The 14,670-nt window shown below is 67.8% G+C and carries 14 protein-coding genes; 6 read left to right on the top strand and 8 right to left on the bottom strand.

All coding sequences use genetic code 11. The features are described 5' to 3' along the window. Positions 1-34: 34 nt before the first annotated feature. Complete coding sequence (locus N416_RS0101285; protein WP_051190142.1) at positions 35-883, bottom strand: class I SAM-dependent methyltransferase; 849 nt, start codon at positions 881-883, stop codon at positions 35-37. A 393-nt stretch (positions 884-1,276) separates the two neighbouring features. On the opposite strand from N416_RS0101285, the gene secY reads away from it, so the two are divergent. Genes secY through map form a run of 3 tightly spaced genes read left to right on the top strand, consistent with a single transcriptional unit; the run spans position 1,277 to position 3,959 of the window. Further along, positions 1,277-2,608 carry a preprotein translocase subunit SecY gene (secY, locus tag N416_RS0101280; RefSeq protein WP_024440327.1) on the top strand — a complete coding sequence of 444 codons (1,332 nt, stop codon included), beginning with the start codon at positions 1,277-1,279 and terminating at the stop codon, positions 2,606-2,608. Next, positions 2,605-3,156, top strand: a complete 552-nt coding sequence (locus N416_RS0101275) for an adenylate kinase (RefSeq protein WP_024440326.1) — start codon at positions 2,605-2,607, stop codon at positions 3,154-3,156. The genes secY and N416_RS0101275 overlap by 4 nt, the downstream gene beginning before the upstream one ends. Then, the gene (map, locus tag N416_RS0101270) at positions 3,156-3,959 is read left to right on the top strand and encodes a type I methionyl aminopeptidase (protein ID WP_024440325.1); all 804 of its coding nucleotides are present in this window, start codon (positions 3,156-3,158) and stop codon (positions 3,957-3,959) included. The genes N416_RS0101275 and map overlap by 1 nt, the downstream gene beginning before the upstream one ends. 123 nt (positions 3,960-4,082) lie before the next feature. Here map and N416_RS0101265 read toward each other — a convergent pair whose 3' ends face one another. Next, entirely contained in the window at positions 4,083-5,162 is a 1,080-nt protein-coding gene (locus N416_RS0101265; protein WP_051190141.1) for a type III polyketide synthase, read from the bottom strand. 122 nt (positions 5,163-5,284) lie between these two features. Between N416_RS0101265 and N416_RS0101260 the strand changes: the two genes are divergently transcribed. Next, complete coding sequence (locus tag N416_RS0101260) at positions 5,285-5,794, top strand: MarR family winged helix-turn-helix transcriptional regulator (RefSeq protein WP_024440323.1); 510 nt, start codon at positions 5,285-5,287, stop codon at positions 5,792-5,794. 17 nt (positions 5,795-5,811) lie between these two features. Here N416_RS0101260 and N416_RS0101255 read toward each other — a convergent pair whose 3' ends face one another. Both N416_RS0101255 and N416_RS0101250 read right to left on the bottom strand, forming a co-directional pair. After that, positions 5,812-7,020, bottom strand: a complete 1,209-nt coding sequence (locus N416_RS0101255) for a GAF domain-containing sensor histidine kinase (protein WP_036456954.1) — start codon at positions 7,018-7,020, stop codon at positions 5,812-5,814. 44 nt (positions 7,021-7,064) lie between these two features. Continuing rightward, positions 7,065-7,715 carry a response regulator transcription factor gene (locus tag N416_RS0101250; RefSeq protein WP_024440321.1) on the bottom strand — a complete coding sequence of 217 codons (651 nt, stop codon included), beginning with the start codon at positions 7,713-7,715 and terminating at the stop codon, positions 7,065-7,067. Positions 7,716-7,967: 252 nt separating this feature from the next. Between N416_RS0101250 and N416_RS0101245 the strand changes: the two genes are divergently transcribed. Then, on the top strand, positions 7,968-8,501 hold the full coding sequence (locus tag N416_RS0101245; protein WP_024440320.1) for an HAD family hydrolase: 534 nt from the start codon (positions 7,968-7,970) through the stop codon (positions 8,499-8,501). Between the two features lie 71 nt (positions 8,502-8,572). Beyond that, positions 8,573-9,229, top strand: a complete 657-nt coding sequence (locus N416_RS0101240; RefSeq protein WP_024440319.1) for a L,D-transpeptidase — start codon at positions 8,573-8,575, stop codon at positions 9,227-9,229. A gap of 8 nt (positions 9,230-9,237) precedes the next feature. Here N416_RS0101240 and N416_RS0101235 read toward each other — a convergent pair whose 3' ends face one another. From N416_RS0101235 to N416_RS0101220, 4 genes are all read right to left on the bottom strand, one after another. Beyond that, the gene (locus N416_RS0101235) at positions 9,238-10,488 is read right to left on the bottom strand and encodes an HNH endonuclease signature motif containing protein (protein ID WP_024440318.1); all 1,251 of its coding nucleotides are present in this window, start codon (positions 10,486-10,488) and stop codon (positions 9,238-9,240) included. Positions 10,489-10,559: 71 nt separating this feature from the next. Continuing rightward, positions 10,560-11,435 carry a 3-hydroxyisobutyrate dehydrogenase gene (gene mmsB / locus N416_RS0101230; RefSeq protein WP_024440317.1) on the bottom strand — a complete coding sequence of 292 codons (876 nt, stop codon included), beginning with the start codon at positions 11,433-11,435 and terminating at the stop codon, positions 10,560-10,562. 40 nt (positions 11,436-11,475) lie between these two features. Next, positions 11,476-12,639: an isobutyryl-CoA dehydrogenase gene (locus tag N416_RS0101225; protein ID WP_024440316.1), complete on the bottom strand. Its 1,164-nt coding sequence runs from the start codon at positions 12,637-12,639 to the stop codon at positions 11,476-11,478. A 4-nt stretch (positions 12,640-12,643) separates the two neighbouring features. Then, the gene (locus N416_RS0101220; RefSeq protein ID WP_024440315.1) at positions 12,644-14,164 is read right to left on the bottom strand and encodes a CoA-acylating methylmalonate-semialdehyde dehydrogenase; all 1,521 of its coding nucleotides are present in this window, start codon (positions 14,162-14,164) and stop codon (positions 12,644-12,646) included. Positions 14,165-14,670 lie beyond the last annotated feature (506 nt).

Below are 14,670 nucleotides of genomic sequence, written 5' to 3'. Positions count from 1 at the left end.
GCGGCCATCGTCGTTGTAAGTGGCGAAATTCCGCTTAGAGCCGGATCGCCTCGATCGCAACCGAGTTGCGCAGCCGGGCCACCATGTCACCGTCGGGAAAGGTGCGGCCGTAGTCGGCGAACACGGTCTCTCGGCCGCGTTCGCGCACCTGCCATCCGCGCTCGGTCAGGTATGCCCCGACCGGGTTTCGCTCGCCGGAGTACACCAGGGTGGCGATGTCGAGATCCAGGCCCTGGTCGGCGAAGCGCTGACCCAGCGACTGGTTCGAGTCGCTCAGGGTGGCCGCGCCGTCGGGGTGGTACTCGGTGGCAATCCTGCTGCCCGGGGCGCTCAGCGCGGTGATGTGGTCGAACAGCCGGTCCTGCGCTTCCGGCGGCAGATAGATGAGCAGGCCCTCTGCGCTCCATGCGGTGGGCTTAGTCGGGTCAAAACCGCTCTCGCGCAATGCCGCCGGCCAGTCGTCGCGCAGGTCGACGGCCACGGCGTGGCGATCGGCGGTCGGCTGGGCTCCCAGGTCGGCCAGCGTGCGGGACTTGAACTCGATGACGTCCGGCTGGTCGATCTCATAGACCACGCTGCCGGCCGGCCAACCCAGCCGGTAGGCCCGCGAATCCAGTCCTGCGGCCAGGATGACCGACTGCCGGATGCCGGCGTCCGCGGCCTGGCCGAAGAAGTCGTCGAAGAACCGGGTGCGTACCGCCATCACGGCGGTCATCGGGCCGGCGGCGGTCTTGGCCTCGGCGGCCACCGCCGGGTCCAGGGTGCCGTCGACCATTTTGGTGAAGAAGTCGATGCCCACCGCACGTACCAGCGGCGCCGCGAACGGGTCGGAGATGAGCGGTTCGGCTTCGGCGGTGGCCAGGGCTCGGGCGGCGGCGACCATGGTGGCGGTGGCGCCCACGCTGGAGGCCAGGTCCCAGGTGTCTCCAGGAAGTCGGCCGGTACTTGCCACGGTGCATACTCCTATCTCTCTAGCGCCTATCTAGCTCTGCCGGTCGGGCGCCGCCGGAAGTTAGTTAGCGTATTTAACGAGTCGTCGACGACTCTACGCCGCTACGCTGATCACGCGCTGGGAGTGCCGCCAACGCCCGCCCGGCCTGCGGTGCGCAGCTGTTACTCTCGTAGACTGCTGACGCGCATAAGACACGCGTGGCCTCGTCGTGATCGGCTGGCCCGTGGACGCGAAAACGCAGGACTAACCCAGGACTAACCGGGGCTGGGACACAACAGCCCATTGAACGCCGCGACCGGACCTCGGCTGCGCAGGAGGAGAAGAGTGTTCTCGGCTTTCATCTCATCACTGCGGACGGTCGACCTGAGGCGCAAGATCTTGTTCGCGCTGGGCATCATCGTGGTGTACCGCTTGGGAGCCGCGATCCCGTCGCCCGGCGTCGACTACCAGAACGTGCAGCAGTGCATCAAGGAAGTCAGTGGTGGCGATGCCGCGCAGGTGTACTCACTGATCAACCTGTTCTCCGGCGGCGCGCTGCTGCAGCTGACGGTGTTCGCGATCGGCGTGATGCCCTACATCACCGCCAGCATCATCGTGCAGCTGCTCACCGTGGTGATCCCGCGCTTCGAGGAACTGCGTAAAGAAGGCCAGTCCGGCCAGAACAAGATGACGCAGTACACCCGCTACCTGACGGTTGCGCTGGCTATTCTGCAGGCCACCAGCATCGTGGCGCTGGCCGCCAACGGCGGCCTGCTGCAGACCTGCAGCCTGCGGCACGACATCATCGCCGACCACAGCATCTTCACCCTGATGGTGATCGTGCTGGTGATGACCTCCGGCGCGGTCCTGGTGATGTGGCTCGGAGAGCTCATCACCGAGCGCGGCATCGGCAACGGCATGTCGCTGCTGATCTTCGTCGGTATCGCCGCCCGCATTCCGATCGAGGGCAAGACCATCCTCGACTCCCGCGGCGCCGTGGTGTTCACCATGGTCTGCCTGGCGGCACTGATCATCGTCGTCGGCGTGGTCTTCGTGGAGCAGGGCCAGCGCCGTATCCCGGTGCAGTACGCCAAGCGCATGGTCGGCCGGCGCATGTACGGCGGCACCTCGACGTACCTGCCGCTGAAGGTCAACCAGGCTGGCGTTATCCCGGTCATCTTCGCCTCGTCGCTGATCTACATTCCGCAGCTGATCACCCAGTTGGTCCACAGTGGCGGCAGCGGCCCCGGCAACAGCTGGTGGGACAAGTTCGTCAGCACCTACCTGTCCGACCCGTCCAACTTCGTCTACATCGGGCTGTACTTCGGTTTGATCATCTTCTTCACGTACTTCTACGTGTCGATCACGTTCAACCCGGACGAGCGGGCCGACGAGATGAAGAAGTTCGGTGGCTTCATCCCGGGCATCCGCCCGGGACGCCCGACCGCGGACTACCTGCGCTATGTGCTCAGCCGGATCACGCTGCCCGGCTCGATCTACCTCGGCGTGATCTCGGTGCTGCCGAACCTGTTCCTGAACATGGGCAGCTCGGGCACCGTTCAGAACCTGCCCTTCGGCGGCACCGCGGTGCTGATCATGATCGGCGTGGGTCTGGACACGGTGAAGCAGATCGAGAGTCAGCTCATGCAGCGCAACTACGAAGGGTTCCTCAAGTGAGAGTCGTACTGCTGGGACCGCCGGGAGCAGGCAAGGGCACCCAGGCGGTGAAGCTCTCGGAGAAGCTGGGCGTCCCGCAGATCTCCACCGGTGACCTGTTCCGGCACAACATCGCCGAGGGCACCGCGCTGGGCAAGCAGGCCAAGCAGTACCTCGATGCGGGCGACCTGGTTCCGCCGGAGCTGACCAACGCGCTGGTCGAAGATCGGCTGGACCAGCCCGACGCCGCCAACGGCTTCATCCTGGACGGCTATCCCCGTTCGGTGGAGCAGGCGGAGGCATTGCACGCCATGCTGGAAAACCGTCAGACCAAGCTGGATGCGGTCCTGGAGTTCCGGGTCACCGAGAGCGAACTGCTCAAGCGGCTCAAGGAACGCGGTCGCGCCGACGACACCGCTGAGGTCATCCACAATCGGATGATGGTCTACCGCGAGGAGACCACGCCGTTGTTGGACTACTACCAGGACGAGCACGACCTGCATGTCGTGGATGCGCTCGGCACGCTCGATGAGGTGTTCACCCGCGCCCTGAACGCCCTGGGACAGTAGTGATCGGGTGGGCGAAGCGGCGCAAAGCGGTGCCGCATCGCAGCCCGGGTGAGCTCGACGCGATGGCTGCGGCCGGCGCCGTCGTCGCCGCTGCCCTGGCCGCAGTCCGCGAAGCGGCGGCCGTCGGCGTCTCGACCCTGCAACTGGACGAGATCGCCGAATCGGTGATCCGGGACGCGGGCGCCACGCCGTCGTTCCTGGGCTACCACGGCTTCCCGGCGTCGATCTGCAGCTCGGTCAACGACCGGGTGGTGCACGGCATCCCGACGGCGGCCGAGGTGCTGGTGGCCGGGGATCTGGTGTCCATCGACTGTGGTGCGATCCTGGACGGCTGGCACGGCGATGCCGCAGTGACCTTCGGGATCGGGACGCTGAGCGCCGCCGACGAAAACCTGTCTGCGGCGACCCGGCAGGCGATGGAGGCCGGCATCGCGGCGATGGTGGTCGGCAACCGACTCAGTGATGTGTCGCACGCTATCGAAATGGGCGCCCGGGCCGCGTCGACCGAGTTCAAGCGCTCGTTCGGCATCGTGGCCGGCTACGGCGGCCATGGTATCGGCCGCCAGATGCACATGGACCCATTCCTACCCAATGAGGGATCGCCGGGCCACGGACCGCTGCTGGTGGCGGGCTCGGTGCTGGCCATCGAGCCGATGCTCACCTTGGGCACCGATCAAACGGTGATCCTCGAAGACGAGTGGACCGTCGTCACCGCCGATGGGTCACGCGCCGCGCACTGGGAACACAGCGTCGCGGTGACCGAGGACGGGCCCAGAATTCTGACCAGCCCGGCCGCCGGCTGACCCCGGAACGAGAAAGAACCGAACCGTCTCACCACGGTGAGGGTGCGCGTCTGGAACGCTGCATCAGCCTCGCGCATCCTGGTGGGCCGGTCTTCGGGTGGCGGAATCAACCGATCGCGCGGGTTACCAGCCGAGCAGCACGAGTTCGGAGCAGAATCCCGGTCCCATCGCGACCATCAGTCCGAACGAGCCCGGCGGAGGCGGATCGGCCATGGTGGCCCGCAGCACGTCGAGCACCGAGGCTGATGACAGATTCCCGTTCTCGCGCAACGACGTTCGGGTTCGATCCAGCGCATCTGCAGGCAGGTCCAACACGTCCTGGACCGCCTCGATGACCTTCGGCCCACCGGGATGGCAGACGTAAGTCGACACGTCAGCGGAGGTCATGCCACAGTCGGCCAGGAAGTTGCGGACATCCTCGGCCAGATACTTCTCGACGACGGTGGCGACCTCGACGGACAGCTTGATCTGAAACCCGCTGGTGCCGATATCCCAGCCCATCACGTCCTGGGTGTCGGGGTAGAGCCTGCTGCGGGTGGCCAGTACCTTCGGCGCCTTCGGCCGGATCGGGCGCCGGTTCGCCCCGGTCGCGATCACGGCGGCCGCGCCGTCGCCGAACAGACTGGCGGCTACGAAATTGGCCATCGAACGGTCGTCGCGCTGGATGGTCAGCGAGCACAGTTCGACCGCGAGCAACGCGGCCACGTGGTCGGGGTAGGCGCGCAGGTAGTCGTGCATCCTGGCCACCCCGGCAGCACCTGCGACACAGCCCAAGCCGAACAACGGGATCCGCTTGACGTCGGGCCGCAGTCCAACCCTGGCCGCCAGCCTGGCCTCCAAAGTCGGTACGGCAAGCCCGGTTACCGTCGTCGACACCACCAGGTCGACGTCGGCCGGCTTGACCTTGGCGGCATCCAGGGCCGCCAGTAGCGCATGCTCACCGAGGTCGAGGGCGACATCGATGAAGGTGTTGTTGGCCTCGGTGAAACCGCTCAGCTCGGCATAGCGGGGCAACGGCAACGCCAGGTGCCGGGATGCGACGCCGCTGGCATCGAAGAACCGCCGAAACTCGGGACCGGCGATGTCGCCCAATGCTTGGGCCGATTCATCTTGGCTGTATCGGTTCAGTGGGAATTCAACGGCTACCGCGGCAAGCGAAGGCGACGAGGGGGTCATGTCGGTGTCACGTAGCCGAGCACTCATCGGTTCAATTCCCCTACCGCGACGACTCTTCCGGCCCTGCCTCCGCGTGCAGCGACCGGCGCCATGATGTCAATTGCCGCACACCGAAGCGACCGCGCCACGCGGTGCGGTAAGAAAAGGGCGTGGCAGCTTCCAGTTCCTCCGGCGATGCCGACCCGATCGCGTTGGCCCGCGCCAACTGGGAGCGGGCCGGCTGGGGTGAGGTCGCCGACGGAATGGTCGCGGTGACATCGGTGATGCGCGCCCACCAGATCCTGCTGGCACGGGTGGAGGCGACGCTGCGGCCCTACGACTTGAGCTTCTCCCGATTCGAGCTGCTGCGGTTGCTGGCGTTCAGCCGTTCTGGCGAGTTGCCGATCACCAAGGCCTCCGACCGGCTGCAGGTCCACGTCACCAGCGTCACCCACGCGATCCGGCGGCTGGAGGCGGCCGGATTGGTCGAGCGGCTGCCGCACCCCACCGACGGGCGCACCACGCTGGTGTCGATCACCGACTTGGGCCGGGCCACGGTCGCCGACGCGACGGTCAGTCTGAACCGGGAGGTGTTCGCCGACGTCGGCATGTCGGAGGAGGAGTCGCGAACGCTGTCCTCGGCGATTGAGACGTTGCGGCGCAATGCCGGAGACTTCTAGGCCCCTGGCCGGCGGGTTCATGTGGACTCTCGCGCGGCGGGGGACGGGATCGGGATGGTGGCGGTGACGGCGGTGCCCGCCCCGGGCCGTGACCGGATATTGAGCCGGCCGCCGACCAGCTCGGCGCGCTCGGCCATCGACAGCACCCCGTAGCCGCCCATCTCGTCGCCGCCCACCGGGTGCTCGAAGGTGTCGAAACCCACCCCGTCGTCGATGATCTCCAGCCGCGCGGTGTCGGGGTCGGCGGTGATCGCGAATCCCAGCCGCACCGTCGTCGCGGCCGCGTGTTTGACCACGTTCTGCAGGCCTTCCTGCGCGATCCGGTACAGCGCCAGCTCGATGTGCTCGGGCAGCCGGGTCTCGGCCAGGTCCAGCTCGATGGTGAGCTGCGGGATCGACCGAGCCAGGCTGGCCAGGCCACCGGACAGGCCCAGATCGTCGAGCACCGGAGGCCGTAGCCCGCTGATCGCCACCCGGGTCTCCTGCAGGGTCAGCCCGGCGAGTTCACGAGCGGCCTCCAGTTGCGCCGACGCCTCATCCGGGTCATTGCCGACCGCGCGGGCGGCGGCGTCGAGCCGGTAAGACAGCGTCACCAGCCGCTGCGAGATGCCGTCGTGGATGTCGCCGGCCAACCGGCGCCGCTCGATCTCCTGGGCTTCGATCACCTGCTCGACGAAGAGCTCGTGGGCACGTTCGCGCGCCACCAGCTGCCGGTGCAGCCGGGCCTGGTGCATGGCGCCGGCGATGAGCCGGCCGATCACCCGAAGCAGCTCGACGTCGCCGGGGGTGAACTCGCGGCGGGTCACGGTGTGCACGTTGAGCACACCCACCAGCCCGCCGGGATCGGTCTCCATCGGCACCGACACCATCGAGGTGAAGTCGCGCCCACGCAGCGACTCGATCGGCAGGTAGCGCGAGTCGGCCTCTTTGTTGTCGCTGATCACCACCGGCTCGCGATGCCGCGCCACCCAGCCCGACACCCCCGATCCCAGCGGCAGCCGGATCTTGCCCACTTCAGTGTCGAACGGCGGGGTCGCGCCGGTCAGGGTCAGCGAGCGCTCGGTGTCGTCGAGGACGTGCACGAAGCAGACGTCGGTTCCGGTGGCCGCGGTGATCATCCGGGCCGCTGCGGCGGCCAGCGGTTCCACGCCGGGGCCGCTGGAGGCGGCCTGGATCAGTTCCCGCAGCAGCGCCAGCTCGTGGTTCGCGTCTACAAAATCCCGCACCGCCGTGGTCTTGCGGGGGCGGGAACGCGGCCCGTTGCTGGAGCTCACCGGTAGATGCCTTCGCGCAGCGCGGTCGCCACGGCACCGGTCCGGTCGGACACCCCGAGCTTGCGGTAGATGGAGCGGAGATGGGATTTGACCGTCTCGTCGCCGATCACCAGCTTGGTGGCGATCCCGCGATTGGACAGCCCGCTGACCATGTAAGCCAGGATCTCACTTTCCCGCTGGGTGAGGCCCTGGCGGGCGCCGGGCCAGAATTCATCGCGTTGCAGCCGGGCGGCGGTGCCGGCCGCCCGCGCCGCCAGCCCCGGGTCGATCACCGTCTCGCCGCGGTGGGCCAACTCGATCTGATGCACCAGGTCGTCGCTGCTGATGCTCTTGAGCAGGTAGCCGGTCGCGCCGACGCGCAGCGCCTCGAACAGGTACTGCTCGTCGTCGTAGACCGACAGCATCACGACCTTGCGTTCCGGGTCGCGTTCCCGCAGCGCCAGACACAGGTCCAGGCCGCTCTCACCGCGCATCCGTACGTCGCACAGCACGATGTCGGGGTCGGTCTCGGCGATCACGGCCATGGCCTGCTCGGCATTGATCGCCTGGCCGACCACTTCGATCCGATCGGCGAACGCGGTGAGCATGGCCCGCAGGCCCTCGATCACCATTTCGTGGTCGTCGACGAGGACCAGGCGCACGGGCATAGCAAGACAATAGGGCCCTGCGGCGGTTCAGCGAGGCTCGATGGAGTCGGCCCGTAGGGGTGGCGGAGGCGAGGTGAAGCTGGGACCGCCGAATCAGGCCGGCGGTTCAGCGAGGCTCGATGGAGTCGGCCCGTAGGGGTGGCGGAGGCGAGGTGAAGCTGGGACCGCCGAATCAGGCCCCCGGTGATTACCCCACCCAGATCCCCCCAATGGGGGAGGACACCGAGGCTCGCGTCCGGCACGGTGTCTGTTATGCAGATCACAACTGAACTCGCGACATGGACCGGTCCGGGCCGCCCGTTCTGGTGGGACCAGGCGCACCCGGATGCCGAGGTGTACCCCCTGCAAGCGGTGATCTTCGATCTAGACGCGCTCGCCGACGCCGACGGCGAACCCCGCTCGGGCCTGGTGGACCTGGTGTTGAGCCTGTTCGCGACGGGTCTGTGGATCGCGGTGGTGGGCGCCGGCCCGCGTGCCTGGGTGCAGGAGCGGGTGCGGGAGCTGATCGGTGACGGCATGGCCGAGACGGTGGTGAGCGCCGACGACCTGACCGGCCCCGCCGGGGACGCCGAGCTCTACCGGCTGGCGCTGTGGGAGCTTGGCATTGTGGCCGGGGAGGCGCTGGTGATCGCCGGCTATGAGTCTGGGGCCCGCACCGCGGCCGCCATCGGCCTGCCGGCCATCTATGCGGGTTCCAGCCATTACGACGGCCTGCTGGCCAACGGTTGCCGGGAGTTGCAGGCGCAGCGGGTGGTTGCCCGATTCAGCTGCCGCGAAGCAGGCTGATCTCGGCGCTGGACACGCCGCGCCGCAATCATTGTTTGACGCTGACGCCTCCGGTCGCTGACCATGGTGCGGTGCGTCCACTGGTAGTTCTGCTGTGCGCCGCGTTGTGCGCGATGGGGGTGACCGTGGCGACCGCGCCGCTGGCCGCAGCGGTCGTCGAACCCTGGTTCGGCAATGCGGTCGGCAACGCCACACAGGTGGTTTCGGTTGTCGGAGTGGGTCATTCGACTGCAAAGATCGATGTCTATCAGCGGACTCCGGTGGGCTGGGAGGCGGTCGCGGCAGGGATTCCGGCACATGTCGGTTCGGCGGGCATCACGCCAGGGACCAAAGAAGGCGAGCCGTCGACCCCGATGGGGTTTTACACGCTCGATTCGGCGTTCGGCACCGCGCCGAATCCCGGCGGAGGCCTGCCGTATGTGCAGGTCGGATCCGACCACTGGTGGGACAGCGACTCCAACAGCCCGACCTACAACACCATGCAGGTCTGCAAAAAAGCCCAGTGCCCGTTCAGCACGGCGGCCAGCGAGAACCTCAACATCCCGCAGTACCGGCACGCGGTGGTCATCGGCGTCAACAAATCCCGCACGCCCGGCGACGGCTCCGCCTACTTCTTTCACACCACCGACGGGGGACCGACGGCGGGCTGCGTGGCCATCGATGACGCCACGCTGGTGAAGATCATCGGTTGGCTACGGCCGGGCGCGGTGATGGCGATCGCGAAGTAGGCAGCAAGTCAGTTGGTGGTTGGTGGTGCTTGGGGTTGGAAGGGTTGGTACCACCACCAGTGGGCGCGTTCGCCGGTGGGTCCGGGGCAGGGTGTGACGGTGGGTGCGGGGGTGCGGGGTGGGTGGGCCAGTGATCCGGGGTGCAGTGGTTGGCCGTTGGTGTCGGTGACGACGAGGTGGTCGGCTGGTCCGGTGATGGTGATGATGCCGCGGTGGTGGAGCCGGTGGTGATAGGGGCATAGCAGGACCAGGTTGTTGAGGTCGGTTTCGCCGCCGTCTTCCCAGTGTTGGATGTGGTGGCCGTGCAGGCCGCGGGTGGCGCTGCAGCCGGGGACGGCGCAGGTGCGGTGGCGGTGCTCGAGGGCGCGCCGGAGCCGGCGGTTGATGGTGCGGGTGGAGCGGCCGCAGCCGATCACGCGGCCTTGGCGTTGGAACCAGACTTCGCAGGTGGCGTCACAGGTCAGGTATTGGCGGTCTGCGTCGCAGAGCAGGGGGCCCAGGTGCAGGGCGCCGATCTGTTGTTCGACATCGAGGTGGACCACCACGGTGGTGCGTTGCCCGTGGGGTCGGCGTTGGGCTTCGGTGTCCCAGCCGGTTTCGATTAGCGACAGGAAGGCGTCGATCTGGGTGGGCATCGGGGGTGAGGTGTCGGCGGTGGTGTGGTGGGTGTCGCGGTCGCGGTTCCATTGGGCGATGAGGGCATCGCGGTGGGACTGCAGGGCGGCCTCGAGCATCGCCGATTCGGGGTGCGGCAAGGCGATGCGCCAGATGTCGAGGTCGGCGTTGGAGGTTTTGGTGATGGCCGGCGCCGGGTCGGGTCGGGGGTCGGGTTCGGGGCGGGGTTCCAGGTTGACCGCGGTGCGTAGTTGGCTGACGGTGGCCACGGCGGCCAGTGGGGCGTAGTGCTCGTCGGAACCGTCGGCGGCCCGCCCGGCGATCACCCCGACCTGGTCGAGGGACACCCGACCGTCCCGCAGGCCCTGGACGCAGCGGGGAAACTGTTCGGCTCGGTGGGCCACCGTGGCGATGGTGTGGGCATTGCCCGGTGATACCCCGGTCTTCCAGGCCACCAATGCGGTGATCGAGCGTGCCCCGGTAGCGCCCCACAGTTGCTCGCGCTCGACCTCGGCGATGATGTCCACGATGCGGCCATCGATGGCATTGCGCTGCCCGGTCAACTCCGCGAGTTCCTCGAACAGCACCTCAAGACGCCGGTCAGGCCGCGATTCGGCACTGGACGTGGCCGCGATCGAGGACATGACCCCAGCATGACAGCAGGGTCCGACATCTAGCCTTCGAGTGAGTTCGCGATCGTTCAGGCCGGCGGCGCTCAGTCGCCGCGCAGCAGGTTGATCACCGCGCTGAAGTCCTGCGCACCGTGTTCGGCGGCGAAGTCGCGGTAGATCGCCGCGGCGTGGCTGCCGAGCGGGGCCGCCGATCCGGTCGAGGCGACCGCGTCCATCGCCAGGCCCAGGTCCTTGTTCATCAGTGCGGTGGCGAAACCCGGCTCGAAATTGCGGTTCGCCGGGGAGGTGGGCACCGGGCCCGGAACAGGGCAGTTGGTGTGCAGCGCCCAGCAGTTTCCGGTGGCGCCGGTCATCACGTCGAACAGCGCCTGGTCGGCCAGTCCGAGTTTCTCGGCCAGCACGAACGCCTCGGCGACCGCGACCTGCTGCACGGCCAGCACCATGTTGTTGCAGACCTTGGCGGCCTGGCCCGCGCCGGCGGCACCGCAGTGGATGATCTTGGCGGCCATCGGTTCCAGCACCGGCGTGGCCCGTGCCACGGCGGCAGCGTCGCCGCCGACCATGAACGCCAGCCGGCCCGCGACCGCACCGGTGACTCCGCCGGAGACCGGGGCGTCGAGTTGGGCGAACCCGTGTGAGCCGGCCAGGGCGTGCACCTCGCGGGCGTCGTCGACCGAGATGGTGGAGCTGTCGATGAACAGCGTGTCGGGGGAGGCCGCGGGCAGGATCTCGGCGTAGCAGCTCTTCACCGCGTCACCGTGCGGAAGCATGGTCACCACGGTGTCGGCGCCGGCCACCGCCTCGACGGCGCTGGCATGGACGCTTACGCCGTGTTGCTCGGCGGCCGCGGTGGCCGCCGGCACCGGGTCGAAGCCGCGCACGGTGTGCCCGGCGGCGACCAGGTTCGCCGACATGGGCCCACCCATGTGGCCCAGACCGAGAAACGCGACGATTGCCATATGTGCTCCTAAGTGGACCGGTGGTCGCCGGCGGCGGGGGTTACTGGCCTGACCGGACGCGAGCCGCCTCGGCCCGGCCGATCACCAACCGCATGATCTCGTTGGTGCCCTCCAGAATGCGGTGCACCCGAAGATCGCGGACGATTTTCTCCAGACCGTATTCGCGCAGATAGCCATACCCGCCGTGCAGCTGCAGCGCCTTGTCAGCGACATCGAAGCAGGCGTCGGTGACATAGCGCTTGGCCATCGCGCACAGCTCCACCTTGTCGGGGGAGTTGTTGTCGAGCGCGGTCGCCGCGCGCCACAGCAGCAGTCGCGAGGTCTCCAGCGCGGTGGCCATATCGGCCAGGGTGAACCGGATCGTCGGCTCGTCGAGCAGCGCCTTGCCGAATCCCGTCCGGTCGGCCAGGTAGCTGCCGGTCTTGTCGAACGCTGCCTGGCCGCCGCCCATCGAACAGGCGGCGATATTGATCCGACCGCCGTTGAGTCCGTTCATCGCGATAGCAAAACCGTTGCCATCTCCCTCGGGACCACCGAGCATCGCCTCGGCCGGCACCCGCACCCCGTCGAAGATCACCTGCGCGGTCGGCTGGGAGTTCCAGCCCATCTTCTGCTCGGCGGCGCCGAAACTCAGCCCGGGCGTGTCCTTTTCGACGATGAACGTGGAAATGCCCCGCGGGCCGTCCGCGCCGGTTCTGGCCATCACCACATAGACGTCCGAGACGCCGGCGCCGGAGATGAACTGCTTGACCCCGTCGAGCACGTAATCGTCACCCGAGCGGACCGCACGGGTGCTCAATGCGCTGGCATCCGAACCGGCGCCGGGTTCGGTGAGGCAGTAACTGGCAACCGCCTCCATGGAGGCCAGCCGTGGCACCCAGCTCTTGCGCTGGTCTTCGGTGCCGTAGGCGTCGATCATCCAGGAACACATGTTGTGGATCGACAGATAAGCGGCGATCACCGGGTCGGCGATGGAGAGCTGCTCGAAGATCCGCACCCCGTCCAGGCGGCGCAGCCCGGAGCCGCCCACGTCGTCGCGGCAATAGATCGCCGCCATTCCCAGCTGGGCCGCCTCCCGCATCACGTCGACCGGAAAGTGGTGGGTGGCATCCCATTCCAGGGCGTACGGCGCCAGGCGCTTGTCGGCGAACGCTGCCGCGGTGTCGACGATCACCCGCTCTTCGTCATCCAAGATGGTGTTCATTGTCCTATTCCATGGTGGGGATGTGGAATTCGGCGCCGTCTTTGATCCCCGAGGGCCAACGCTGGGTGACGGTCTTCACCTTCGTGTAGAAGGTGATGGACGCCGTCCCGTGCTGGTTGAGGTCGCCGAAGCCGGACCGCTTCCAGCCGCCGAAAGTGTGATAGGCCACCGGCACCGGAATCGGCACGTTCACACCGACCATGCCGACCTGCACCCGGGAGGTGAAGTCGCGCGCCGTGTCGCCGTCGCGGGTGAAGATCGCCACCCCGTTGCCGTACTCGTGCTCGCTCGGCAGTCGCAGGGCTTCTTCGTAGTCGTGGGCTCGCACCATGCACAGCACCGGGCCGAAGATCTCGTCGGTGTAGATCGACATCTCGGTGGTGACACGGTCGAACAGCGTGGGGCCGGCGAAGAAGCCGCCGGTCAGATCCGCGTCGCCGAACTGGGTGTCGTCGCTGGCCCGGGCGCGGCCGTCGATCACCAGCTCGGCGCCGGCGGCGACGCCTTGGCCGATGTAGTCGTTGACCCGGTCCAGAGCGGCCCGGGTGACCAACGGGCCGTAGTCGGCCTTGGGGTCCAAGCTGTGGCCGACCCGCAGGCCGTTGATGCGCTCCACCAGCCGGGCGCGCAGCCGGTCGGCGGTCTGCTCGCCGACCGGGACCGCCACCGAGATCGCCATGCAGCGCTCGCCGGCACTGCCGTAGCCGGCGCCGATCAGTGCGTCGACGGCCTGGTCCAGGTCGGCGTCGGGCATCACGATCATGTGGTTCTTGGCGCCGCCGAAGCACTGGGCGCGCTTACCGTTGGCGGTGGCCGTCGAGTAGATGTACTGCGCGATGTCGGAGCTGCCGACGAAGCCGATCGCGGCGACTTGCGGGTGGTGCAGCAACGCGTCGACGGCGTCCTTGTCGCCGTGCACCACCTGCAGCACGCCCGGCGGCAACCCGGCCTCGACGAACAGCTCGGCAAGACGCACCGGTACCGACGGGTCACGCTCGGACGGCTTGAGAATGAACGCGTTTCCACACGCCAGGGCCGGCCCGGCCTGCCACAGCGGGATCATCGCCGGGAAGTTGAACGGGGTGATCCCGGCGACCACGCCCAGCGGCTGGCGCAGCGAGAACACGTCGATGCCGGGGCCGGCGCCCTCGGTGTGCTCGCCCTTGAGCAGGTGCGGGATCCCGACGCAGAACTCGATCACCTCGATGCCGCGCTGGATGTCGCCGCGGGCGTCCTCGAGGGTCTTGCCGTGCTCACGGGAGAGCAGCTCGGCCAGCTCGTCGGCGTGGGTGTTGACCAGGTCGATGAAACGCATCATCACCCGGGCCCGGCGCTGCGGGTTGTAGGCGGCCCAATCGCGCTGGGCCGCAACCGCGCCAGCGACCGCAGCGTCGACGTCGGCGGTGTTGGCCAGCGGCAGCGTGGCCTGCACCGCGCCGGTGTTGGGGTCGAAGACATCGGTGGTGCGCCGTGACGTGCCGACGATGCGGTGGCCATCTATGAAGTGCGGAATCTGTGTGCTCATGCGCTGCGCCATCCCGTGACAGTGGTGGTGGGCTCGATCGGCCCGCACCGAGAATACTAGGACATCCTAGTAATTGCTAGGGGCTGCCCACTGGTCGGCCATCTCGAGTACTCCGCGCTCTCCGTAGAGGTGTGATTCCAGCGTCCTCGGTAGCGGAGATCCTCGACCTTGTTGCGCCAATAACTGCCCGGTCGATCCCGGTGCCGCTATTCCGTTCGTCCGTGCACTGATGGCGACCCTCGCCTGGGGTGTTGCCGCACTGCCCGGGGCGGGTCCGGGTGAGCTGAGTCCGACCCGTCCGGCGACTACCCCGCGATCCCAGAGGTGATCACGGCATCCAGTCCTCACTGGTGGCGACCCCGCTGTGGTGTGGCATCCGTCAAAGAGGTCATCGGCGCAGAGGCTCGCGGGCAGGTAGCCACCTATGAGCCCAGTGCGATTACGACCCCCCGTGGACGTTCCACGCCGCCGGCACGTCGTCATTTCGTGGCTAAGTCCCCTGGGGT

Origin of the sequence: Mycobacterium sp. UM_WGJ (assembly GCF_000455125.1) — a bacterium.
In the GTDB taxonomy this organism is placed as follows: Bacteria; Actinomycetota; Actinomycetes; order Mycobacteriales; family Mycobacteriaceae; genus Mycobacterium.
The sequence above is the reverse complement of the archived record's forward strand: the minus strand, read 5'-3'. Positions and strand labels throughout refer to the sequence as shown.